This is a genomic window from Providencia sp. PROV048, assembly GCF_033688165.1.
In the GTDB taxonomy this organism is placed as follows: domain Bacteria; phylum Pseudomonadota; class Gammaproteobacteria; order Enterobacterales; family Enterobacteriaceae; genus Providencia; species Providencia hangzhouensis.
This window is the reverse complement of record NZ_CP096360.1, coordinates 2,141,642-2,165,478: the sequence shown is the minus strand read 5'-3', so window position 1 is coordinate 2,165,478 and position 23,837 is coordinate 2,141,642. Positions and strand designations below refer to the sequence as shown.

The following is a 23,837-nucleotide window of genomic DNA, read 5'->3' as shown; positions in this document are numbered from 1 at the left end:
GGATAACCGTATGTTGAACACGATGAGACGCCATGGGGTAACGTTAGCCATCTTTGCAGCAGGAACCACTGCGCTTAGTGCTGCTGTGTACACGTTAACGAAAGAGACTATTGCTGAGCAAGCTGCTATTGTTCAGAAAAAACTACTCGACCAAGTGATACCAAGTGATTTATACGATAACGACCTCGCAAAAGAGTGTTATTTAGTCACTAATGAGGCCATACTGGGTAATAAACAACCTAGGCGCTTGTATCTAGCCCGTAAAAATGGCGAACCTGTTGCTGCTGCCTTGGAAACAACAGCATTAGACGGCTACTCAGGCGCTATACATTTATTAGTCGGTACAGATTTTCACGGTACAGTACTGGGAACTCGTGTTACAGAACATCATGAAACACCTGGGCTTGGTGACAAAATTGAGACACGAATATCTGATTGGATTACTTATTTTAGTGGTAAAAAAATAGCCTCTGATAATGACCCTAAATGGGCAGTTAAAAAAGATGGAGGTGAATTTGATCAGTTTACTGGGGCAACAATTACACCCAGAGCAGTCGTCAATGCCACTAAACGTACTGCGGTATTTATGCAACAAATTCCACAACAATTATCGAATTATCCACGCTGTGGGGACGAATAATGAGCGATTCATCTAAAGACTTATTAATGCAAGGTTTGTGGAAAAACAACTCTGCATTAGTTCAATTATTAGGGCTTTGTCCGCTGCTCGCTGTGTCATCAACAGCAACCAATGCATTAGGACTAGGCTTAGCGACCACATTAGTCTTAGTTTGTACTAATGTTGCCGTTTCTGCTTTACGTCGTTGGGTGCCATCAGAAATTCGCATCCCTATTTATGTGATGATTATTGCTTCTGTTGTTAGCGCGGTACAAATGTTAATCAACGCATATGCTTTTGGTTTATATGAATCTCTCGGGATCTTTATTCCGTTAATCGTTACCAACTGCATTGTGATTGGACGCGCAGAAGCCTATGCATCTCGTAATCCTGTTGGGCTATCTGCCCTTGATGGGTTTGCTATGGGCTTAGGTGCAACCGCGACCTTGCTTGTTCTAGGAGCAATTCGTGAAGTTTTAGGGAATGGGACCTTATTTGATGGCGCTGACTTGTTACTCGGTTCTTGGGCTACCTCCCTTCGTATTGAAGTGTTACACCTTGATTCCCCATTTTTACTCGCTATGCTACCGCCTGGTGCCTTCATTGGCCTAGCACTACTATTAGCTGCGAAATACTTAATTGATGAAAAAATGAAAAAAAGAGCCGCACGACAATCTGGTATTCAACCAGAACGTGAATATGAAAAACAGCAAGGTTGCGGCAGCCATATTTCTTAACAACTATATTTTGTGAGCAATGAATAAATCAAAACGCATTGAAATTCTAACTCGTCTACGGGATAACAACCCACACCCTACAACGGAGTTAGAATTTAACTCCCCTTTTGAGCTATTAATCGCCGTTTTATTATCAGCTCAAGCTACTGACGTGAGTGTCAATAAAGCGACAGCAAAGCTATATCCTGTAGCTAATACGCCTGAAGCTATTATGGCACTCGGTGTGGATGGAATAAAAGAGTACATTAAAACCATTGGCTTATTTAATACCAAAGCTGAAAGCGTCTATAAAACCTGTCAAATTTTAATCGAAAAGCACAACAGCCAAGTCCCTGAAAACCGAGAGGCTTTAGAAGCTTTACCGGGTGTTGGCCGCAAAACGGCAAATGTGGTTCTTAATACCGCATTTGGCTGGCCGACTATCGCCGTTGACACGCATATTTTCCGTGTCTGCAATCGTACTAACTTTGCTCCTGGTAAGAATGTCGTTGAAGTTGAAGACAAACTCCTTAAAGTTGTACCTGCAGAGTTTAAAGTAGATTGTCACCATTGGTTTATTTTGCATGGACGTTATACTTGTATTGCCCGCAAACCCCGCTGTGGCTCTTGTATTATCGAAGATTTATGCGAATTTAAAGATAAAATATATCCAGAAGATTGACCAAGATACTATTTTGAATAGGTTATAGATAAACGATACTTTTAATCATGAATCTAGCCGGTAACGCATTTTTTCCTTGCTCTAAGACTTTGTCTTACGTAACAATAGAGCCAAACCCAATATTAATTAAACGGTAAGTATGTTCCAAGACAACCCACTGCTCGCACAGCTTAAACAAAAACTACATGCCCAAACCCCACGCGTCGAAGGGCTGGTAAAAAGTACAGAAAAAGGCTTTGGCTTCCTCGAAGTTGATGGCCAAAAAAGCTATTTCATTCCGCCTCCTCAAATGAAAAAGGTCATGCATGGTGATCGTGTTATTGCTGCGGTTCATACCGATAAAGACCGTGAATTTGCAGAACCAGAAGAACTGGTAGAACCTTTTTTAGATAGGTTTGTTGGGAAAATACAAAAGAAAGAAAATGATAACCGTTTATTTGTCATTCCCGATCACCCATTACTGAAGGATATGATTTCTTGCCGTCCTATCAATGGCATTACTCATGAGTTTAAGCAAGATGATTGGGTTGTTGCACAAATGCGACGCCATCCATTAAAAGGCGATAAAACCTTCTACGCTGAAATTACTGAGTTTATCACTGACGGAGATGATCATTTTGCACCATGGTGGGTAACGTTACGCCGTCACCAATTAGATCGTAATGAACCGCAAATGGTTGATAGCGAACGTGATGACCAAGGTATTGAACGAGTTGATTTAACTCACTTGCACTTTACGACCATAGACAATGCAAGTACTGAAGATATAGATGACGCACTCTATGTTGAAAAAACCGATAATGGTGACTTAAAACTGTATATCGCTATTGCTGACCCAACAAGCTATATACCAGAAGGTAGCGAACTCGATAAACTGGCTTTAGCCCGTGGCTACACCAACTATTTACCGGGTTTTAATATTCCAATGCTACCGCGCAAATTATCTGACGACCTGTGCTCTTTGCGCCCAAATGAACGTCGCCCTGCTTTAGTCTGCATTGCACTCATCAAAGAAGATGGTCGCATTGACGATAATATTGAGTTTTTCAGCGCTTGGGTCGAATCAAAATCTAAATTAGTTTATGACGAAGTCTCTGATTGGCTTGAAAATACAGGCAGTTGGCAGCCAGAAAATGACACTGACAAACAACAAATTTTGCTGCTTAAAGAAATGGCAGATAGGCGTTTACTATGGCGCGAAAACAATGCACTCGTGTTCAAAGATCGCCCTGATTACCGCTTTGTATTAGATGACAAAGGAATTGTGGTTGATATCGTGACTGAACGTCGCCGCAGCTCTAATCGCATTGTTGAAGAAGCCATGATCACCTCTAACCTCTGTGCTGCCGCAGTACTGAAAGAAAAATTAGGATTTGGCGTATTTAATGTGCATATGGGCTTTGAACCCCTACAAATTGACCAAGTCGTGCAAACGCTTAAAGATAATGGCATTGAAACAACGGCTGAATCATTATTATCACTAGAAGGCTTCCGCCAACTACGCCGTCAACTAGATGCACAGCCGACCCAATTCCTCGATAGCCGCATTCGCCGTTACCAAACTTTCACAGAAGTCAAAGCTGAGCCCGGCCCGCATTTTGGTTTAGGGTTTGAAGCTTATGCGACTTGGACTTCACCAATTCGTAAATATACCGATATCGTCAACCACCGTTTAATCAAATCTATTATTGCTGGTAAACCTTCAACGAATAAGCCATCCGAAGAATTATCAATCAAGTTAGCCGAACGTCGTCGTGCAAACCGCATGGCTGAACGTGATGTGGGTGATTGGCTCTATTCTCGTTACTTAAAACCTTTTGAAGGTACGGATACCAAATTCCCAGCTGAAATTATTGATATCACTCGCGGTGGCGTAAGAGTCCGTTTGGTAGATAATGGTGCTGTAGCTTTTGTTCCTGCGCCTTTTATTCATAGTGTTCGTGATGAGATCCAATGTAGCCAAGAAACAGGTAATGTACTTGTTAAAGGTGAAATAGCTTACCAACTTAACGATATTATCAATGTCACCATTAATGAAGTTCGTATGGAAACACGTAATATCGTCGCTAGACCAGCCGAATAACAGCTTTTCTGCTACTCTTTAAAGACCATAGTTTGAAACCTATGGTCTTTTATTTTTCTATCTACTTTTTTACAACCTAAAATTCGCATTAAACGTTAAACTGCAAACACTTTTCCATATTTTTTCCTGATTATTCTTATTCGTAAATTTACCTATCATGATATTTTGTTAACTGTTAAATCTGTATTAAGGGTCATTAAAATGAACACAGTAAGCAAACGTATTTTATCATTCATGGTGATAGCTACTGTCGCTATCAGCGTCAGTGCCTGTTCAAATATGTCTAAACGCGATAAAAACACAGCGATTGGTGCCGGTGTAGGAGCTGTTGGTGGCGCTGTATTGACAGGCGGAAGTTCCATAGGAACCGTAGGTGGTGCGGCTATTGGCGGAATTATTGGACACCAAGTAGGCAAATAAATCTCATAATATCCTTTAGTCGCTCTCCTTAATCTAAAATAGCGTTCAGTATGAACGCTATTTTATTTTTTATATCCGATAATCTATTAAACTATTGACGGCAAAAAGTGTACAAAGTACACTTGCAATTAATACAAAGGGAGGGAACCCTGTGAGTCACGCAATTGAATTTATTGAAACCAGCTTTTTTACCAAACAAATCCAATCTATCGCCACACAAGAAGAACTTAGGATATTACAAAATGAACTTATCGCATGGCCAGATAAAGGCGATATCATCCAAGGAACAGGTGGGCTTCGTAAAATTAGGATGGCAACTGGTAATAAAGGAAAAAGTGCAAGTGTACGAGTTATTTATTTCCTAGCTACAGCAGAAATTATTTATTTTATAATGGCTTATCCAAAAAATGTCAAAGATACGCTAAATGACTTAGAAAAAGCAGAATTAAAGAAACTAACGAAATTACTAAAAAATGAGGTATAAAATGAGTATATTCAACGAATTAAAAGCCTCTTTAGAAGAAGCTGTTGAAATAAAACAAGGCCATCAAAAAGCCGCTAATGTTACTCGTTACGAAATTACTGATGTCAAAGCTATTCGAGAGCAACTGAATGTTTCCCAAAGCGAATTAGCTCATGCACTAGGAACTAGCCTCGATACAATTAAAAGTTGGGAACTTAAACGACGAAACCCAACAGGGCTAGCAGCTAAAATACTCATCGCCATTAAACGTAACCCAGCTTTATTTGCTGAGTTAGCAGCAATTTAACCACTTCTTCGTTATAAAATGAGTGGCTTTCTAAGTAGCCACTCATGACAAACAGTAAAATTTTCGAACCTATCAGCCACCAGCTAACTTAACTTGAAAACCTTTCGCCTCAAGGTACTGTTTGATAACATCACGTTTATCGCCTTGAATTTCAACGTTACCGTCTTTGACAGCTCCGCCACAGCCACACTTCTTTTTAAGATCAGCCGCTAATTTAGCTAATTCGCTGTCTTCAAGGTCAAGACCAGTTACAACACAAACCCCTTTTCCTTTACGGCCTGATGTCTCACGGCGGATCCGCACAATACCATCACCTTTAGGCCTTTCAATTTTGGGTTTATCTTCAGCAATACGCCCTGTTTCTGTACTGTAAACAAGACGACTATTTGAATCATTCATAGCAAACCTTCAATAGACTGATTGATTTGTTGTAATGTGGCAGTTGGGTTTTCACTACGCGTAATCGGACGACCAATCACCATATAATCCACACCCGCCTTCACTGCATCTTGTGGTGTCATAATGCGGCGTTGGTCCCCAACATCACTTCCCGTTGGGCGAATACCTGGGGTAACTAATTTGAAATCGGCACCACAAATTTGTTTTAAACGTTGGGCTTCATGAGCAGAGCAAACAACACCATCTAGCCCGCATTGTTTGGTTAATAAGGCCAAACGCTCTGCATGAGCAGCTGGTGACAGGTTAATCCCAACACCAATGAGGTCAGATTCATCCATACTCGTTAATACGGTTACTGCTGTGAGTAATGGCGCCTCTTTACCATAAGGCTCAAGAGATTGGCGTGCCGCCTCCATCATACGAGCACCACCACTTGCATGAACATTAACCATCCATACCCCCATTTCAGCCGCAGCTGCAACCGCTCGAGCAACAGTATTTGGAATATCATGAAACTTCAAATCTAAGAAAACATCAAAACCACGATCATGGAGTGACTTAACAAATTGAGGACCATTAAAAGTAAACATTTCTTTGCCTACTTTTAAGCGACAATCACGTGGGTCAATGCGATCCACAAAAGCCAAAGCCTCATTAGCATTTTCATAGTCAAGTGCCACAATAATTGGTGAATGTGTGTGGTTCTCAGTTGAGGAAATCATTTCTTAGCCTTTAAAGAGTCGTTATTATTTAAAAAGTGACGCTGTCACTGCCCATCTAGCCCACGAATAGGTTTAATCGTGTCCCACGAGCGACAAGATGGGCAATGCCAATATAATGCACGTGATGTAAACCCACATTTATGGCAACGATAATCGGGTTTGGTACGAATTTGCTCCCCTACCATTTTTCGTAGCAAAATCAAACTTTCTTTTGCCCTTCCATCTTCAGCTTCTTCAAGATGGTAATCCATTAAACGATAAAATAAACGCATGGTAGGATGACGTTGAATTTGGTCATTAATATAATTTGCAGCGGCTTCGTGATTTTGCTTTTCAACAATAATATCCGCTAAATAAAGCTCTGCAATAGCCCCTGAGTTACCCGCAACACACTGACGTAGGTAATCTTCCCACTCATCGGCTTGGCCAGTATGTTGGTAGCAATCAAACAGCAAAGGTAGCGTTTCAGCGACGAGCTCTCTATCTTGCTCATAGACTTGTTTTAGGACATGAATTGCTTTGTCGTAATTACCTTGTTCGATGAACAAGCGCCCTTTCATAATTGAGACCCGAGCGCAGTGGTTGTCGGCTTGCTCTGCCTTATTTAAAAAGGTCAGTGCATCTTCGAGATCATCGCTAGCAAGTTGTTGAGTCGCTAATTCACAATAAAAGTGTGCAACTTGCTCACGTAGCTCTGTATGCCCTAATTTAACCAGTTTACCTGCCGTTTCAATAGCTTTTGTCCAATCACTGGTTAATTGATAAATATTTAACAGGGATTGTAAGGCACTTTGTTTGAAATCGACTTCATCCGTCAATTGTTGAAACATGTTTTCTGCTCGGTCATAAACCCCAGCAGCCATGTAATCTCGACCGAGTTGTTGAGTTGCTAATAAGCGTTGTTCAAATGATAAAGCGGCACTTTCCACCAGCGACTGGTGAATACGAATGGCGCGTTCAACTTCACCACGAGAACGGAATAAATTTCCCAACGTGAGGTGTGCTTCAAAAGCAGAGCTATCTTCATTTTTTAGCATATCGAGGAATAAATCGACAGCTTTATCTTGTTGATTAGACAATAGGAAGTTAACGCCTGTCACATAATCACGTGACAAGCGATTCGCATGTTGTTGCTTATCTTGTTGAGCACTTCTGCGCCCCATGTACCAACCGTAAGCAGCAGCAACTGGTAGCAGCAGAAACAGCAACTCGAACATACAGGATTATTCCTTGTTCTGAGTCGTCACTAATGAGGTTGAATCGGAAATATGACTTTCTCCAGCACCTAATTGTGATTCTAAACGTCTAATTTTACGACGTGCGTTTTTCAGGCTAACAATGACTCGTAAATAAAACACAGCACAAACTAGCCAACCTAGCACAAAACCGACACCAAAAAGTGATGCAAGAAGGGTCGATAATGAAAAATCCCCTTTTGCAATCAGGTAGTTAAATGTAATAACCTGATCATTGCTTGAACCTAGCGTAATCGAAATAATAAAAAAAGCGACCGCTAGTAATAAAATCAGAAAATATTTCACATTTATTCCCGTTATCAGTTCTATTCATCCAATAATATCTACCTGTTAAGGTAGCATTTCCAACGCATTCAGACAAAGCAATTTATTTTATACAATGAGAGATTTAAGTCAGTTCTCCCCTAATAATGGTTAACTTGATGAAAGATTAATCGGTTTTACTCAGTATTCCCCATGCTCGCAAAATATAATAACCAAATAAGGCAAAACACGCACTGATGATCACTGAAGTAATTATATCAATAGGCCAATGCATGCCCAACAACATACGACTAAATGCAATACCCTCAGCCCAAATAGCGAGCCCTATCGATAAAACGTATAAACGTTGTTGCCAAAAAAGCGCAATTAAAAACAATGCCCAGCCAGCCGCAAATAACATATGACCAGAAGGAAAAGAATATCCGGTTTCTGCTTGCCAGTGTTTACGCTGCCATTTCGCTATATATTCATCTTGTTTGACGGTGTCTTTAATTAATTTTGCTCGTTCACTACGTTTTAACGCATAAAAGTCTGATGAAGGAATTTGATATTCGGTTGCCAGCCATTCCACATAAGGGCGAGGCTCTTTAAACGTACTTTTTAATGCCGTCTTCAAACCTTGCTGCAGTAATACAATACCAACAAGAACAAGCAATATTTTCAGTCGCTGTTTTTTTTCTGAACGAAAAATAAATGCAACTGCGCCAAGAAATAACAGAGACGTTAAAATACTATAAGGTGCTCCCGCAGTGTCTGTCAGCCAGAGTATCCATTTCATTGAGTTAAACTGGGTTTCTGGTGACCAATGCCACCCTGTAACTATCATCACCATGGGAGGCATAATTAATAACAATGCAAAAGTACAAACGACCAAAACAGTTTTTTTCATTCAACGTGTTCCAAATAAAGTTCTATTAAATATACAAATATTCCATTCACCTATTATTAACTCTGTTATAGTAATACAGCGTTGGTCGTGTGCAAAGAATACCAACCTCTATATGCTAAACGTCATATAGCATCGATGTATTATAGTTAAGCTACTTTATATCGATAAACGTTATTAATTAAGCAAGAGTTACTTTAACTAATGAAAGAAAATATGCAGCTAAAACGCGTTGCCGAAGCTAAGCTCCCTACACCTTTTGGTGAATTTTTGATGGTGGGTTTTGAAGAAATCGCAACCGGTCGTGATCATGTAGCGTTAATTTTTGGCGATATCTCAGGAAGTGAACCGGTACTCAGCCGGATCCACTCCGAATGTTTAACAGGAGATGCGTTATTTAGTCTACGTTGCGATTGTGGTTTTCAATTAGAAGCCGCACTCTCTCAGATTAGTAAAGAAGGCCGAGGGGTATTACTTTACCATCGTCAAGAAGGCCGAAATATTGGCTTGCTGAATAAAATCCGAGCTTATGCATTGCAAGATCAAGGCTTAGATACGGTTGAAGCTAACATTAAGTTAGGCTTTAAAGCGGATGAGCGTGATTTTACCTTATGCTCTGATATGTATAAGTTATTGGGGATAAATGAAGTCCGCTTATTGACGAATAACCCGAAAAAAATCGATATCATGCGTGAAGCTGGAATTAACGTGGTAGAACGTGTTCCGTTGATCGTTGGCCGCAACCCAAGTAATGAACATTATCTTGACGTTAAAGCAGAAAAAATGGGCCATATGCTATTTAAGCACCAATGATCTCAGCAAAGGAAGAGTGTTCTGCTCTTCCCTTTATTTTTCCTATTTCATTATCACCATTCAAAGTGTGCCATTTATCCACGGCTATATTCACTTTCTTTCCATAAGGTTTATACTGTTAGCCATCTGATTACCCTGACGAATGAACTGAGTTTTTGAGGTTTATTCCGCATACTACCAGGAGATACTGTGAACAACCTGCATTCCATTCAACGCATGAGAAGATTGCGTAAAACTGAAAAACTCCGCACTTTATTCCAAGAAACTCACCTTTCTATTAATGACCTTTGCTTGCCAATTTTTGTTGAAGAAGAACTCGACGATTATATGCCAATCAACAGCATGCCGGGTGTTATGCGTATTCCTGAAAAACGCCTTGCTTATGAAATTGAGCGTATCGCAAATGCAGGAATAAAATCAGTGATGACCTTTGGGGTTTCCCATCATCTTGATGATAATGGTAGTGATGCATGGCAAGAAAATGGTTTAGTGGCACGTATGTCACGTATCTGTAAAGAAACCGTCCCTGAAATGATAGTGATGTCTGACACCTGTTTTTGTGAATACACTTCCCATGGTCACTGTGGTGTCATTCACGGCCATATCGTTGATAACGATGCAACCATCCATAACCTAGGTTTACAAGCGGTTGCCGCTGCACGTGCAGGTGCTGATTTTATTGCCCCTTCTGCGGCAATGGATGGCCAAGTTGCCGCAATTCGTCATGCACTTGATGAAGCTGGTTTTACAGACACCGCCATTATGTCTTACTCCACAAAATTTGCTTCAGCACTGTATGGCCCATTCCGAGATGCAGCGGGTTCATGCCTTAAAGGGGATAGAAAAACGTATCAGATGAACCCAATGAACCGCCGTGAAGCACTACATGAATCACTAATTGATGAACGTGAAGGTGCTGACGCGCTAATGATTAAACCTGCTGGGGCTTATTTGGATATTATTCGTGATTTACGTGAGCATACCCAATTACCTATCGGTGCTTATCAAGTCAGTGGCGAATATGCACAAATTAAATTTGCTGCTCAAGCGGGTGCAATTGATGAAACTCGTGTGGCTCTTGAAACACTGGGGTCAATCAAACGCGCAGGTGCTGATCTTATTTTCACTTATTTCGCTTTACAATTAGCCGAAGCCAACGCGTTATAATCTCATTCAGTTAAAGAAACCCGCACTACTGTATAAAATTACAGTATTGCGGGTTTTTGTCATTTTTGTTGAATAATAATACTTAAATCGACCAATTAACAACCAAATGGCTATTTTGCTCTTTGCAATTCAAGCTGTTGAGTTAGTGTTTGCGCATAATGCTGTGCTTGCTCTGCCGTTGCTAAACCAGCAATCAATAAATCTTGTTTACCCGCAGATGTCGTTGCAACCACTCCCCAGTAATCAACTTCAACCGTAATACTTTCAGGGTTTTGATCGGGCATCGGCAGAATATCAAAGTAGTCTTGTAATGGCGCAATGGTAATGGCGGTATAATCTGCATTTAAGCCGAGTGGAAATTCTTTGTCTGCATATAAACGCAAATCATGGACTTCCGTTTCAGGTGTTCTCATCACAATAGAATATAAGTTAGGTATGTGCTCCAAAATGTCACGAACCTCTTCGTTCGCACCATCAAAATGGGATGTGGTTAATAAGATATCTGCTGCCCACAATGCCCCTTTATAGAAATCGGTTTCATTGATATCTGCCATACTCATTTCCTTAATAGTGTTTTCGATAAGCTAGTCACATGGTGCCCCATGTTGAAGCTATTACATTCAATTATTTTGCACAAAGAAACTTATTTATGGCGAACTTCACCCTATTTTCATTTAGCCTAGTTGCGACTATTTTCTCCTTTAATTTACCGTCTATTTAACACCATAACGTAGATTGCCATCAAAAATATTGAGAAAAAACAAGATTGATAAATAAGATTAAATATTAAAAAATAAAAACGCCCGTAGGATACAATCTTACAGGCGTTGAAGTGTCATAATTTAATGATTAATGTAGCATCTGTCTTATTACATAATGCAAAATACCACCATGACGGTAATAATCCATCTCCGTTGCGGTATCAATACGACAACGAGTTATAACTTCTTTTATATCCCCATTACCATAAGTGATTTTCACTGTGATATCCTGCCCTGGGGTAATTGACTGAAGCCCTGTGACATCAATGCGTTCATCACCTTTTAACCTGAGAGTTTTACGAGATACCCCATCTTTAAATTCTAAAGGTATAACCCCCATGCCAATCAAATTAGAACGGTGGATACGCTCGTATGATTCAGTAATGACAACTCTCACACCTAATAAATTCGTGCCTTTAGCTGCCCAATCTCGGCTAGAACCTGAACCATATTCTTTACCCGCAATGATAGCCAATGGGCGATTTTCTTGTTGATACAGCATCGCTGCATCATAAATCGCCATTTGTTTGCCTGTCGGTATATGTAAGGTATATCCCCCCTCTACACCTGGCACCATTTCATTGCGAATACGAATATTTGCAAATGTTCCTCGCATCATCACTTCATGGTTACCACGACGCGAACCATAAGAGTTGAAATCTGCAACAGCAACGCCGTGTTCTTGCAGATAACGCCCCGCTGGACTCTCTTTTTTGATATTCCCTGCAGGAGAAATATGGTCAGTGGTGACCGAGTCACCGAGGATCGCTAAAATATTTGCGCCATGAATATCTTTAACAGGTACTGGCTGAGATTGCATTCCTTCAAAGAAAGGTGGATGGCGGATATAGGTCGAGTCTGCTTGCCAGTGATAAGTTGAAGAGCTTTCAACTTTTAATGCTCTCCAAGCGTCATCACCTTCAAAGACCGCGTTATATTCCTTACGGAACATATCTGTTTTAACTTGCTGTACAGCTTGCGCAATTTCAGCACTTGATGGCCAAATATCTTTCAAATAAACATCATTACCCGATTTATCAACCCCGATAGGGTCAGTTTTCAAGTTGATATTCATATTACCCGCCAGTGCATAGGCAACAACAAGCGGCGGAGAGGCTAACCAGTTAGTTTTCACCAGTGGGTGAATTCGCCCTTCAAAGTTACGGTTTCCTGACAGCACGGCACCAACAGTAAGATCCGTTTGTTTAATCGCTTCTTCTATTGGTTCTGGTAATGGCCCTGAGTTACCAATACAGGTTGTGCATCCATACCCGACAAGGTTAAACCCAAGCTTATCTAAATACGGTGTTAAACCTGCAACGGCAAGATAATCAGTAACCACTTTAGAACCCGGTGCTAATGATGATTTAACCCACGGTTGGCGAACTAACCCTTTTTCAACGGCTTTTTTCGCTAATAGCCCCGCCGCCATTAATACACTTGGGTTCGACGTGTTTGTACAAGAGGTAATTGCTGCAATAACGACCGCGCCATCGGTTAATTCAAAGGTTTTATTTTGATATTTAACCGAAGGATAGCTCGATTGGATTTTCTTATTGACTTCTAATTCGACTGCGCCACGAAATGCTTTTGGTACTTGGCTAAGTTCGACTCTGTCTTGTGGACGTTTAGGCCCGGCTAAACTGGATTCGACTGTCGACATGTCTAACTCAAGTGTACTGGTAAAAATCGGTTCATCGCCCGCATAACGCCATAAACCCTGCTCTTTACTATAAGCTTCCACCAGCGCAATTTCATCATCACTGCGCCCAGTTAAACGCATATAAGACAGTGTTACTTCATCAACCGGGAAAAAGCCACAAGTTGCACCATATTCAGGGGACATATTCGCAATTGTTGCGCGGTCTGCTAATGGTAAATAGGCCAAGCCGTCACCATAGAATTCAACAAACTTACCCACGACACCATGTTGACGTAGCATTTGTGTCACTGTCAACACAAGGTCAGTTGCTGTGATCCCTTCGGATAATTTACCCGTTAATTTAAAACCAACAACGTCAGGGATTAGCATTGAAACCGGTTGGCCTAACATCGCGGCTTCAGCTTCAATACCACCGACACCCCAACCTAACACACCTAACCCGTTGATCATCGTCGTATGAGAGTCCGTACCCACTAAAGTATCGGGATAGGCATATAATTTACCGTCAATTTCTTCATACCATACTGCCTTGCCAAGGTATTCTAAATTAACTTGGTGACAGATACCGGTACCCGGCGGCACTACTTGAAAACGATTAAATGCTTTTTGGCCCCAACGTAAAAATAAATAACGTTCATGGTTACGCGCCATTTCAATTTCAACGTTATCGCCAAATGCTGATTCGGTTGCAAACTCATCCACCATCACCGAGTGGTCAATCACTAAATCAACAGGTGACAACGGGTTTACTTGCTCAACATTGCCGCCAAGGGATTTAACTGCTTCACGCATAGCGGCAAGGTCAACAACAGCAGGAACACCCGTGAAGTCTTGCATGAGAACACGCGCTGGGCGATAAGCAATTTCTCTATCTGCATGCGCGTTTTTTTGCCAGTCAATTATTGCTTGTAAATCTTGTTCGACAACTGAGGTGCCATCAATATGACGTAATAGATTTTCGAGTAAAACTTTTAATGACTTAGGTAATTTAGTCCCCTCACCGAGCTTTTTTTCAGCAATCGCTAAACTGAAGTAATTATACTGCTTGTTTCCAACATTGAGTGTCGAAGCACTCGTTGTTTTTAGACTCAACGACATAACTCCTCCTTGGTTTTTATGGCTATGGCAATATTTGTATTTACCACCATTATTTTTTGTTAACCAATTGTAATCATAGTTGCTCTAGAAATTTGATTTATAGATTTTGTGCCAAATATTGAATTTTTCTCTATTAATAATAGGAAATTTAAGATAAGAAGGGAAATAAGTCAGGAAAAAACTAAGTACACCAACTCGGTAATAATAATAAAAACCCTAGAAATACGATCACTAGGGTTCCTACTTACAAATTATGACAAGGCAAAAATATAAAGAAATTAAATGATAGGCAGTTTCATATCTTTAAAAAACTCTTCAATTTCTTCATTGTTACGTATAGCAACCGCTTTATCGACCACATCACGGGTTAGATGCGGTGCGAAACGCCACATAAAATCATACATATAACTACGCAAGAAACTAGTACGTTTAAAACCAATCTTGGTTGTGCTATAGCTGAACTTATCACGCATATCAATCACAACTAAATCGCTATCACTAACAGGGTCAACGGCCATACTCGCGATAATACCGATCCCTAACCCTAATCTAACATAGGTTTTAATCACGTCAGCATCGGTTGCAGTAAAAATAATTTTGGGCTCAAGACCAATTTTCTGAAATGCCACATCTAATTCTGAACGGCCAGTAAACCCATGAGTATAGGTTACAATTTGATATTCAGAGATATCTTCAATAGTGACATTTTTTTTCGTTGCAAGTGGATGGTCTTTTTGCACGACCACACAGCGATTCCAATGGTAGCATGGCAACATAATCAAATCGTTATAAAGGTGCAATGCTTCGGTTGCTATCGCAAAATCACTGTTACCTTTGCACACTTCCTCAGCGATTTGCGTTGGTGATCCTTGCTGCATGTGCAATGAAACATGTGGATAACGCTCAATAAAACCTTTGATTGTCGGAGGCAAAGCATAACGAGCTTGTGTATGTGTCGTGGCAATACTCAAGCTACCTCTATCTGGATAAGTATGCTCCCCAGCAACCGAGCGGATCGCTTCTATTTTTGATAGCACTTCTCGGGAGATCCGTACCACTTCTTCCCCTGCGGGAGTAACATGCGTTAAGTGCTTACCACTACGCGCAAAAATTTGGATCCCAAGCTCATCTTCAAGCATCCGCACTTGTTTACTGATACCGGGCTGTGACGTAAAAAGCCCCTCAGCGGTTGAGGAGACATTCAAGTCATGGTTAACCACTTCAACAATATAACGTAATTGCTGCAATTTCATATTTCAGTCTACCTCATACAGGAATAATGTGCATTTGCTATCTATAGCTAAAGAATATTACATATAGCTAATAGTTATAATTGGTTTATTTGATATAACCAATATAACATCATTCTCTGAAGAATAAACAGTATGATGATAAAATTTCATCTAAATCCCCTCTACAATGAAGAAAAGCAGTAAGGTACTGCAAAGACGGATTAACTTTATTTCATTATGTGGTTCAATGAGTGAAATAAATTTTGCAGAACACTCGCTCCAAGGTTTAACGTATTAGAGTGGATATCGTAATTCTCAACGAAGAGAGGTGGTTACATGCGTTTAAATGTTTTGGCTTTAATTATTGGTATGTCGACTATTTCTTTTGCCCCGTCACTATTGGCAAAAGAAGTTAGTTATGGACAACAAAAAATTGTTTTGTCTGACACGATTGAACCCGGCAATGATTTTTACCGTTATGTGAATGAAGATTGGGTAAATAAAGCGCAAATCCCCACCGGTATGCCACGTATTAACTCTTTTGTGGAATTATACTTAAATACAGAAAAACAAATTCAATCGATAATTGACCAGCTACAGCAGATCCCCGAAAACAAACTTACGCATAATCAACGAAATATTCGAAATTTATATCTTAGTTACCTGAATGAAACGGCTATCGAACAGGCAGGAATTACCCCAATAAAATCCGATTTAGATGCCATTAAGAAAGCTAAAAGCCATAGTGATATTAGCCAGTTAATGACCCAACCCGACTACAAATCATTGATTTCTTATTGGGTAGACTTAGATGCTAAAGCACCGGATACCTATGTGCTTTATATCGGCCAAGGCGGCTTAGGGCTACCTAATCGGACTTATTACCTCGATAACACACCGCAAATGGAAGATATTCGAAAAAGTTATATCGCTTATATCGCTACCATGTTAGAGCTAGCCGGTGAAAAAGATGTCACACAAAAAGCACAGAAAATTTTTGATTTAGAAAAAGCGATTGCAACTGTACATTGGAGCCCTGAGGCCCGCCGTGACACTATCAAAAATTACCATGCAATGACCTTAGCTGAAATGAAAAACCATACCCAAGGTTTTGATTGGGATAGCTTTATTACTAGCCGCAACTTAACTGATAAGCAACTTGCGAAAGTGGTCGTTGAAACGGACAGCGCAGTTGAACAAACTGCAAAGATTTTTGCAGATACCCCAGTTTCGACATTAAAAGATTACTTAACCTTTCAGTATATTAGTGAGCACGCACGTTATTTAAACCAAACCATCGCAGATGCACAGTTTGATTTTTACTCGAAAAAACTCAATGGTATTGAGAAGCAACGCACCCGCCAAGAGCGCGCTTTGCAAACCGTTAACTCACTCCAAGGTGAGCCATTAGGGCAAATTTACGTCGAACAATATTTCGACCCTCAAGCTAAAGAAAAAATTAAAGATTTGGTTAGTTATGTGAGAGGAACATTTAATTCACGCTTAAAAGTCAATGACTGGATGGATGAGCCTACTCGCCAAGAAGCCCTTAAAAAATTGGAACAATTCACGGTTAAAGTGGGTTATCCAGACCAATGGAATGATTTCAGTGAGATTAACCTTAAGCCCGATTCATTATTAGATAATTATAAGCAAGTTTTAGCTTGGTCATATGATGATATGATTGGCAAAATTGGTCAGCCTGTTCGTCAATGGGAATGGGGAATGACGCCACAAACAGTCAATGCCTATTTCAACCCTGTTCAAAATGAAATTGTGTTCCCTGCTGCAATTTTACAAGCACCGTTCTTTGACCCTAATGTTGACCCAGCCTATAACTATGGCGCAATAGGTGCAGTCATCGGCCACGAAATGGGCCATGGTTTTGACGACCAAGGCAGTTTATATGACGGAACCGGGCAGTTACGTAATTGGTGGAGTGAGAGCGCTAAAACCCACTTCAAAGAGAAAACCGCTAAGCTTGTTGAACAATATAACGGCTTTACTGTTGATGGCTTAAAGGTGAACGGTGAGCTTACATTAGGGGAGAATATTGGTGACCTCGGTGGGTTAAATATCGCCTTAAGTGCTTATAAGCAATTTGCCAAAGAAAACTACCCAAATGGTGAGGCTCCAATTATTGACGGAACAACTGGGTTACAGCGTTTCTTCATTGCTTGGGCACGCACGTGGCAAGAGCTGTCAAATAAAGAATCTGAACGTAATAAGATTATGACAGACCCTCATAGCCCTAACCAATTTCGCGCAAATGGCGTAGTACGCAATATTGATGACTGGTACGAAACATTCGGTGTTGATAAAAATAACGCCCTGTATTTGCCACCAGAACAGCGTATTCGTATTTGGTAATTTATCAATGACAAAAGAAGGCTCGAAATTTAGCGTGAGCCTTCTTTTTATGACTAGGCATTAAGCGGCGCTGAGCCCTAGGAGCATACATCAGTATGTAATTAACATTAGTAAGTCCAGATAACAATTCTGCTGTTTAAATCATATTCTAATCAATGCAATACTGTCTTTTAAACTACTTTATAATCAATACAATACGCTAAATAGTTCAAGTTGTGGCTAGGCAGCAAGCGGCGCTAAGACCTAGGAGCATACATCAGTATGTGACTAGGGTTAGCAAGCGCAGCTAACAACGCCACAGCTTGAAATATGACGCGTATTATTTGATGACGCCGCAGGCCATCCTAGCCCCACCACCGCCTAACGCTTCTGGATTATCAGAATAGTTATCACCACCCACATGCACCATCAATGCGCGGTCTTGAACATCTTTGAGTGATTTTAAACGTGGCGCTAGTACCGCATAATTAGCATTACCTTGACTATCGGCAACTAAGCCGGGTAAATCGCCTAAATGCCCTGTGTTATCATAAGGGCCTTTATGAACGCCTGTTTTGGCTGGGTCTAAATGACCACCTGCTTTTAATGCAGGTACCGATTTACCGTCTTTTTCTGCAGGTTCGCAGCTTGGGTTCTCATGAATATGGAAACCATGAATACCTGCTTGTAGTCCTGTTAATTTAGGCGTGAACAGTAATCCATATTCCGTTTCTGAGATAACAACCTCACCTATTGCTTTACCATCACCTGTGGGTGTCGCTTCTTTTAATACAACAGTAGACTGAGCAGCGTACGCTGTCCCCGCTGTCAATAATGCAGCCAGTAAACACATTTTTAACTTCATTTTGCCTCCGGTGGATAACTTTTATCTATCATTCCATCGACTTACCTAAATATTTCAGCAAGGTAAGGATTATTACTGCCAATTGATAACTACAACGACTCTATCTTAAGTTAACACAAATTAGTTATCACTTTGGTGCTACATTTGAGTTTAGTTAAAAATTGGCGGCTGTATCACAGTGAGCGATAAGAAATAAAAATAGGCTGGATTTAAACTGGGAGGAATTGAGATTATTAAAATTGAGGACTTCTATAGGTTCATTAGGAGTTTGTAGTTCTATCAATACCCTATTAATATTTACCAAATCATCAACAAATAAATAATTAATACCTTCAACAAACACCCCTTGGACGTGTATCTCTCTCACTATACCTTAGCAAGTTTTTCCATTGCTTTTTCATAGCGAGCGAAACCAAAATCAAAAACATTTTTGACTTGGACTTCATGTGAACATTGCTCGCTAATTGCTGGTTTAGGTGCAGCAATTTTACTTTTGTCACGAGCAGGTATCAATAAACGATTAGGCTTTTGTAATGCGTGACCCATTTTTATAACCTCTACTAAATCAATTCACTATAAAAACAAAAAATAACACTACCTGAACATAATGTAAGTCAACTTATTTCATTACAGTTTATTTTACCGTTTAATAAAAAAGCCAATCTAATTAAATGATTGGCTTTTTTGTTTGGAAACAAAAGAGAGCTATTACTTCTCTTTTACTTCCCACTTACCATCAACGTAGAATGCACTCCAACCCGTTGCTTTACCGTTTTTCTCTGAAGAAACATATTGTTGTTTCGTTTTGCGGCTAAAACGGACGACTGTTGGGTTACCTTCACCGTCTTCAGCCGGTGCTTCAGCTAAATATGCGAGTTTTTCAGGTAAACGGTCTTTAAAACGCTGTAATTCTGCCACTAGTGGTGCACGTGTTTCTCGTGATTTAGGGAATGTATTCGCCGCAAGGAAAACGCCAGCAGCCCCATCACGTAACACAAAATACGCATCAGATTTTTCACATGGAAGTTCCGGCAATGGCACTGGATCTTCTTTCGGTGGTGCCACTTCACCACTTCGTAAGATTTTACGCGTATTTTTACACTCTTCGTTAGTGCAACCCATGTACTTACCAAAACGCCCCATTTTCAGGTGCATTTCTGAACCACACTTGTCACACTCAATGACCGGACCGTCATAACCCTTAATACGGAACTCGCCTTCTTCGATTTCATAACCTTCACACGCAGGGTTATTACCACAAACATGTAATTTACGGCCATTATCAATCAAATAGCTGTCCATCGCGGTGCCGCATTTTGGACAACGACGTTTGGCTCTTAACGCATTAGTTTCCGCATCATCCCCTTCAAGGACATTAAGGACTTCGTCTTCAGGGATAAGGTTAATCGTTTTTTTACAACGCTCTTTGGGTGGTAATGCGTAACCAGAGCAACCTAAAAATACCCCAGTTGATGCGGTACGAATACCCATATGGCGCTCACAATCAGGGCAAGTGATTGAGGTAATTACCATTGGGTTGGTGCGCATTCCCCCTTCCTCTGGTTCTTTTTCAGCAACATCGAGCTGCTTACTAAAATCAGAGAAGAATTCATCTAATACGGCTTTCCATTCGGCATCATGGTTTGCAACATGGTCCAGTTGGTCTTCCATACGTGCAGTAAAATCATAGTTCATCAGATCGTTAAAGTTTTCCTCTAAGCGGTCTGTGACGATTTCACCCATTTTTTCTGCATAGAAACGACGGTTTTCAACTTTAACATAACCTCTGTCTTGGATCGTCGAAATAATCGCTGCATACGTTGAAGGACGGCCAATACCACGCTTTTCTAACTCTTTAACTAAAGACGCTTCACTAAAACGTGCTGGCGGCTTGGTAAAGTGTTGGCTAGGCAATAGTTCAACCAAAGACAACTCCGCACCAACTTGCATTGGTGGCAGCGTTTTGTCTTCATCATTTTTACGCAGTGCAGGCATGACTTTCGTCCAACCATCGAAACGCAGAGTACGCCCTTTGGCTTTTAGTTCAAAATCCCCTGCTTTGACTGTTAAGGTTGTTGAATCATATTTCGCAGGTGTCATTTGACAAGCCACAAACTGATTCCAAATCAATTGATACAACCTTTTCGCGTCGTTCTCCATGTCTTTTAGTGACTCAGGTAAAACATCGACACTAGAAGGACGAATGGCTTCGTGTGCCTCTTGCGAATTGTCTTTGCTACTATACACATTGGCATCTTTTGGCAGGTATTTCGCGCCAAAATTATCATTAATATAGCCACGAACCATGTCGAGTGCATCTTGACTCAAGTTTGTTGAGTCAGTACGCATATAAGTGATGTAACCCGCCTCATAAAGACGCTGAGCCATCATCATGGTTTTTTTCACGCCGAAACCTAAACGGGTACTAGCAGCTTGTTGTAGCGTTGACGTGATATACGGTGCGCTCGGTTTACTGGATGTCGGCCTATCTTCACGGTCAGTAACCGCAAAACGGGCATTTTCCAGTAATTTAACCGCCGCCTCTGTTTGCGCTTTATTGACTGGCTTAAATGCCTTACCACCTTGTGAAGTGACTTCCATACGCAAATTAGCGATATCTTTATCGGCTAAGTCGGCATGCAGTTCCCAATATTCTTCAGGAACGAAGGCTTTAATTTCCCGTTCACGTTCAACTATCAGTTTCACTGCAACTGATTGAACACGACCAGCAGATAAGCCACGAGCCACTTTTTTCCACAACAGTGGAGAAACCATGTAACCCACAACTCGGTCCATAAAACGACGCGCTTGTTGTGCGTTAACTCTATCTATATTTAATTCCCCAGGGCTATCAAATGCCTGAGTGATCGCATTTTTGGTGATCTCATTAAATACAACACGACTAAAACGAGAATCGTCTCCACCAATCACTTCACGTAAATGCCACGCAATAGCTTCCCCTTCTCGGTCCAAGTCCGTTGCGAGGTAGATGTGATCGGCATCCTCCGCCAGTGATTTAAGTTCAGAGACCACTTTTTCTTTACCTGGTAGAATTTGATAATTCGCTTTCCAACCATGGTAAGGGTCAATCCCCATGCGCTTAACTAATGCGTCACGCGGATCTTTTTTCACTTTCTTTGTTTTGTCGGTAGATGAGCCTGTACTCTTTTGTGAGCCGGTTTGTGAACCAGAGCCGCTTTTCGGCAGATCACGAATGTGGCCAACGCTGCTTTTTACAACGTAGCCACTGCCAAGATACTTATTAATCGTTTTGGCCTTTGCCGGGGACTCCACTATAACAAGAGCTTTACCCATATTTACCTTTACCTAAATATCAACAATGGCGCATTTCTACATTAAAATGCGCAAAATGAGAATCTCTTTTTTATATTGCGACACAATCACAATATATCAATATATTTTTAAACAATTATTTGTGTTGAAACAAAACTTATAAACTCAATCACGTTATTCTAAAAGGCACAAAGTGTCTTCTAGTCGACTGATTTTAACCATATAAAGATGTTTAGTCACAATTGAAAACCACACACTCTACCTGATAAAATGCTAGAAGCAACCAATTATTTTTTCAAGGAAGCCAAGTTATGCAAGACAATTTACCGTTCATCACAAAAAAAGAGTTACTTGAAAAAGCTAATGATATCATAAAGAAACATGATGATTATATTCATGGTATGTTTGTTGATACTGTAGAGCAGCATCGAGGTACATTGGTATTTAAAGGGGAGTTCTTCTTAGATGAGAACAATATCCCTACCTTAAAGAGTACCGCTGCTTTTAATATGTACAAACACCTTGCTCATGTACTATCAGAACAATACCAATTGAGTGATAATAACTAATTAACACGTTTGCTCTTTGTATATAATTTACCGGCTAAAAAGCCGGTAAATTAATAGTAGATTTAAAAACGCTTATTCGCTAGGCAAAATTGGAAATTACAAGAGTGGTTTTTGCCCACGCTGCCACCAGCGCAATAATAAATTATCCACGCTCTTTGCCGCGCTTCCCATAAACTTATCCATCATTTTTTTACTTAATACATAACGGATACTAACTATTTCCTTAGTATCAATTGCATTAATAATAAAATCATCACTCACACCAATATTATCCACAAGCCCTTTATCAAGCGCCTGTGAACCATACCAATACTCCCCTGTTGCAACTGCAGAAATATCTAAAGATGGGCGATTTTGATGAACAAATTGTTTAAACAATTCATGTGTTGAATTTAAATCTTCAACAAATTTCTTACGACCTTGCTCCGTGTTCTCACCTAACATGGTCAATGTACGTTTATATTCGCCAGCGGTGTGAAGTTCAACATCAACATCATGCTTTTTTAATAACCGATGAATATTTGGAATTTGAGCGACAACACCAATCGAACCAATAATGGCAAATGGCGCTGCGATAATTTTATCTGCGATGCACGCCATCATATATCCACCACTCGCAGCGACTTTATCTACCGCAATAGTCAGTGGGATATTTTTTTCTTTGATTCTTAGTAATTGTGAAGCCGCTAAGCCATAACCATGAACCATCCCACCTGGGCTTTCAAGTCTTAACAAAACCTCATCCTGTTGGTCTGCAACAGCGAGAATTGCACTGATCTCTTCACGTAAAGAGGCAACTTCACGTGCATCCATACTACCTTTGAAGTCTAAGACATATAAGCAAGGCTTTTTAACCCCTGTTTGGCCTAATTTAGCCCCAGTTTTCTCACTTTTTGATTTTGCTTTTTGCTGTTTTTTAAATGCTTTTAGCCATGCCTTATGTTCTGATTCATTCATTTTTATCTGCTGCATTTGGCGCTGACGCTCACGATAGCTTTCACCTAAATCTGTGATTTTCAAAGCACCTTTTGCTCCTTGTCTGCGCATACCTACGCCAAACACAAAAACAGCCAGCAAAACCACCGCTACCAAAATCGTAACGACTTTTGCTAAAAATAGCCCATACAATGAGAAATACTCCACAATCTGATCCTTTTGATATTTATCTTCAATACAAAAATAATCTCACGATTACGCGCAAACAACCAG

The 23,837-nt window shown here is 40.4% G+C and carries 23 protein-coding genes; 11 read left to right on the top strand and 12 right to left on the bottom strand.

Annotated elements, in window-relative coordinates; translation table 11 throughout:
• The first annotated feature begins 10 nt into the window (after window positions 1-10).
• From rsxG to nadS, 7 genes are all read left to right on the top strand, one after another.
• Window positions 11-640: an electron transport complex subunit RsxG gene (gene rsxG / locus M1F26_RS09435; RefSeq protein ID WP_140172191.1), complete on the top strand. Its 630-nt coding sequence runs from the start codon at window positions 11-13 to the stop codon at window positions 638-640.
• Entirely contained in the window at window positions 640-1,356 is a 717-nt protein-coding gene (locus M1F26_RS09430) for an electron transport complex subunit E (protein WP_140172192.1), read from the top strand. Before rsxG ends, M1F26_RS09430 begins: the two co-directional genes overlap by 1 nt.
• A 19-nt stretch (window positions 1,357-1,375) precedes the next feature.
• Entirely contained in the window at window positions 1,376-2,017 is a 642-nt protein-coding gene (nth, locus tag M1F26_RS09425) for an endonuclease III (protein ID WP_004254236.1), read from the top strand.
• 139 nt (window positions 2,018-2,156) lie between these two features.
• Window positions 2,157-4,100: an exoribonuclease II gene (locus M1F26_RS09420; RefSeq protein WP_140172193.1), complete on the top strand. Its 1,944-nt coding sequence runs from the start codon at window positions 2,157-2,159 to the stop codon at window positions 4,098-4,100.
• A gap of 201 nt (window positions 4,101-4,301) precedes the next feature.
• Window positions 4,302-4,520 (top strand): osmotically-inducible lipoprotein OsmB, encoded by a 219-nt coding sequence (gene osmB / locus M1F26_RS09415; RefSeq protein ID WP_036957717.1) that lies wholly within the window; start codon window positions 4,302-4,304, stop codon window positions 4,518-4,520.
• A 151-nt stretch (window positions 4,521-4,671) separates the two neighbouring features.
• Window positions 4,672-5,004: a type II toxin-antitoxin system RelE/ParE family toxin gene (locus tag M1F26_RS09410; protein ID WP_036957715.1), complete on the top strand. Its 333-nt coding sequence runs from the start codon at window positions 4,672-4,674 to the stop codon at window positions 5,002-5,004.
• A gap of 1 nt (window position 5,005) precedes the next feature.
• The gene (nadS, locus tag M1F26_RS09405) at window positions 5,006-5,290 is read left to right on the top strand and encodes a NadS family protein (RefSeq protein WP_096863771.1); all 285 of its coding nucleotides are present in this window, start codon (window positions 5,006-5,008) and stop codon (window positions 5,288-5,290) included.
• Window positions 5,291-5,362: 72 nt separating this feature from the next.
• Here nadS and yciH read toward each other — a convergent pair whose 3' ends face one another.
• From yciH to M1F26_RS09380, 5 genes are all read right to left on the bottom strand, one after another.
• The gene (yciH, locus tag M1F26_RS09400; RefSeq protein WP_110591748.1) at window positions 5,363-5,689 is read right to left on the bottom strand and encodes a stress response translation initiation inhibitor YciH; all 327 of its coding nucleotides are present in this window, start codon (window positions 5,687-5,689) and stop codon (window positions 5,363-5,365) included.
• Window positions 5,686-6,411: an orotidine-5'-phosphate decarboxylase gene (pyrF, locus tag M1F26_RS09395; RefSeq protein WP_112307124.1), complete on the bottom strand. Its 726-nt coding sequence runs from the start codon at window positions 6,409-6,411 to the stop codon at window positions 5,686-5,688. Before pyrF ends, yciH begins: the two co-directional genes overlap by 4 nt.
• Before the next feature lie 44 nt (window positions 6,412-6,455).
• Window positions 6,456-7,628: a lipopolysaccharide assembly protein LapB gene (lapB, locus tag M1F26_RS09390; protein ID WP_140172194.1), complete on the bottom strand. Its 1,173-nt coding sequence runs from the start codon at window positions 7,626-7,628 to the stop codon at window positions 6,456-6,458.
• A 6-nt stretch (window positions 7,629-7,634) separates the two neighbouring features.
• Window positions 7,635-7,952, bottom strand: coding sequence for a LapA family protein (locus M1F26_RS09385; protein ID WP_004254219.1), 318 nt, complete (start codon window positions 7,950-7,952; stop codon window positions 7,635-7,637).
• Window positions 7,953-8,097: 145 nt separating this feature from the next.
• Window positions 8,098-8,820, bottom strand: coding sequence for a phosphatase PAP2 family protein (locus M1F26_RS09380; protein WP_136135096.1), 723 nt, complete (start codon window positions 8,818-8,820; stop codon window positions 8,098-8,100).
• A 213-nt stretch (window positions 8,821-9,033) separates the two neighbouring features.
• Between M1F26_RS09380 and ribA the strand changes: the two genes are divergently transcribed.
• Both ribA and hemB read left to right on the top strand, forming a co-directional pair.
• Window positions 9,034-9,630 (top strand): GTP cyclohydrolase II, encoded by a 597-nt coding sequence (gene ribA / locus M1F26_RS09375; RefSeq protein WP_094960627.1) that lies wholly within the window; start codon window positions 9,034-9,036, stop codon window positions 9,628-9,630.
• 189 nt (window positions 9,631-9,819) lie between these two features.
• The gene (hemB, locus tag M1F26_RS09370; protein WP_140172195.1) at window positions 9,820-10,797 is read left to right on the top strand and encodes a porphobilinogen synthase; all 978 of its coding nucleotides are present in this window, start codon (window positions 9,820-9,822) and stop codon (window positions 10,795-10,797) included.
• Between the two features lie 110 nt (window positions 10,798-10,907).
• Here hemB and M1F26_RS09365 read toward each other — a convergent pair whose 3' ends face one another.
• From M1F26_RS09365 to cysB, 3 genes are all read right to left on the bottom strand, one after another.
• Window positions 10,908-11,351 carry a hypothetical protein gene (locus M1F26_RS09365; RefSeq protein WP_036957705.1) on the bottom strand — a complete coding sequence of 148 codons (444 nt, stop codon included), beginning with the start codon at window positions 11,349-11,351 and terminating at the stop codon, window positions 10,908-10,910.
• 295 nt (window positions 11,352-11,646) lie between these two features.
• Window positions 11,647-14,319, bottom strand: a complete 2,673-nt coding sequence (gene acnA / locus M1F26_RS09360; RefSeq protein ID WP_140172196.1) for an aconitate hydratase AcnA — start codon at window positions 14,317-14,319, stop codon at window positions 11,647-11,649.
• Window positions 14,320-14,597: 278 nt separating this feature from the next.
• A complete protein-coding gene (gene cysB, locus M1F26_RS09355; RefSeq protein WP_004254202.1) occupies window positions 14,598-15,572 on the bottom strand; it encodes an HTH-type transcriptional regulator CysB in 975 nt (324 codons plus the stop codon).
• Window positions 15,573-15,887: 315 nt separating this feature from the next.
• Between cysB and M1F26_RS09350 the strand changes: the two genes are divergently transcribed.
• Window positions 15,888-17,921, top strand: a complete 2,034-nt coding sequence (locus M1F26_RS09350) for a M13 family metallopeptidase (RefSeq protein ID WP_140172197.1) — start codon at window positions 15,888-15,890, stop codon at window positions 17,919-17,921.
• Between the two features lie 319 nt (window positions 17,922-18,240).
• Here the strand turns inward: M1F26_RS09350 and sodC are convergent, their stop codons facing one another.
• The 3 genes from sodC to topA all read right to left on the bottom strand — a co-directional run bounded on the left by sodC (window position 18,241) and on the right by topA (window position 22,080).
• Window positions 18,241-18,765, bottom strand: a complete 525-nt coding sequence (gene sodC, locus M1F26_RS09345) for a superoxide dismutase family protein (protein WP_004254197.1) — start codon at window positions 18,763-18,765, stop codon at window positions 18,241-18,243.
• A 366-nt stretch (window positions 18,766-19,131) separates the two neighbouring features.
• Window positions 19,132-19,311: a hypothetical protein gene (locus tag M1F26_RS09335; RefSeq protein WP_140172198.1), complete on the bottom strand. Its 180-nt coding sequence runs from the start codon at window positions 19,309-19,311 to the stop codon at window positions 19,132-19,134.
• A 162-nt stretch (window positions 19,312-19,473) separates the two neighbouring features.
• Entirely contained in the window at window positions 19,474-22,080 is a 2,607-nt protein-coding gene (topA, locus tag M1F26_RS09330) for a type I DNA topoisomerase (protein ID WP_140172199.1), read from the bottom strand.
• 290 nt (window positions 22,081-22,370) lie between these two features.
• Between topA and M1F26_RS09325 the strand changes: the two genes are divergently transcribed.
• A complete protein-coding gene (locus M1F26_RS09325) occupies window positions 22,371-22,628 on the top strand; it encodes a DUF2498 family protein (RefSeq protein ID WP_094960535.1) in 258 nt (85 codons plus the stop codon).
• Window positions 22,629-22,724: 96 nt separating this feature from the next.
• Here M1F26_RS09325 and sohB read toward each other — a convergent pair whose 3' ends face one another.
• Window positions 22,725-23,771: a protease SohB gene (sohB, locus tag M1F26_RS09320; protein WP_004254182.1), complete on the bottom strand. Its 1,047-nt coding sequence runs from the start codon at window positions 23,769-23,771 to the stop codon at window positions 22,725-22,727.
• Window positions 23,772-23,837: the final 66 nt, after the last annotated feature.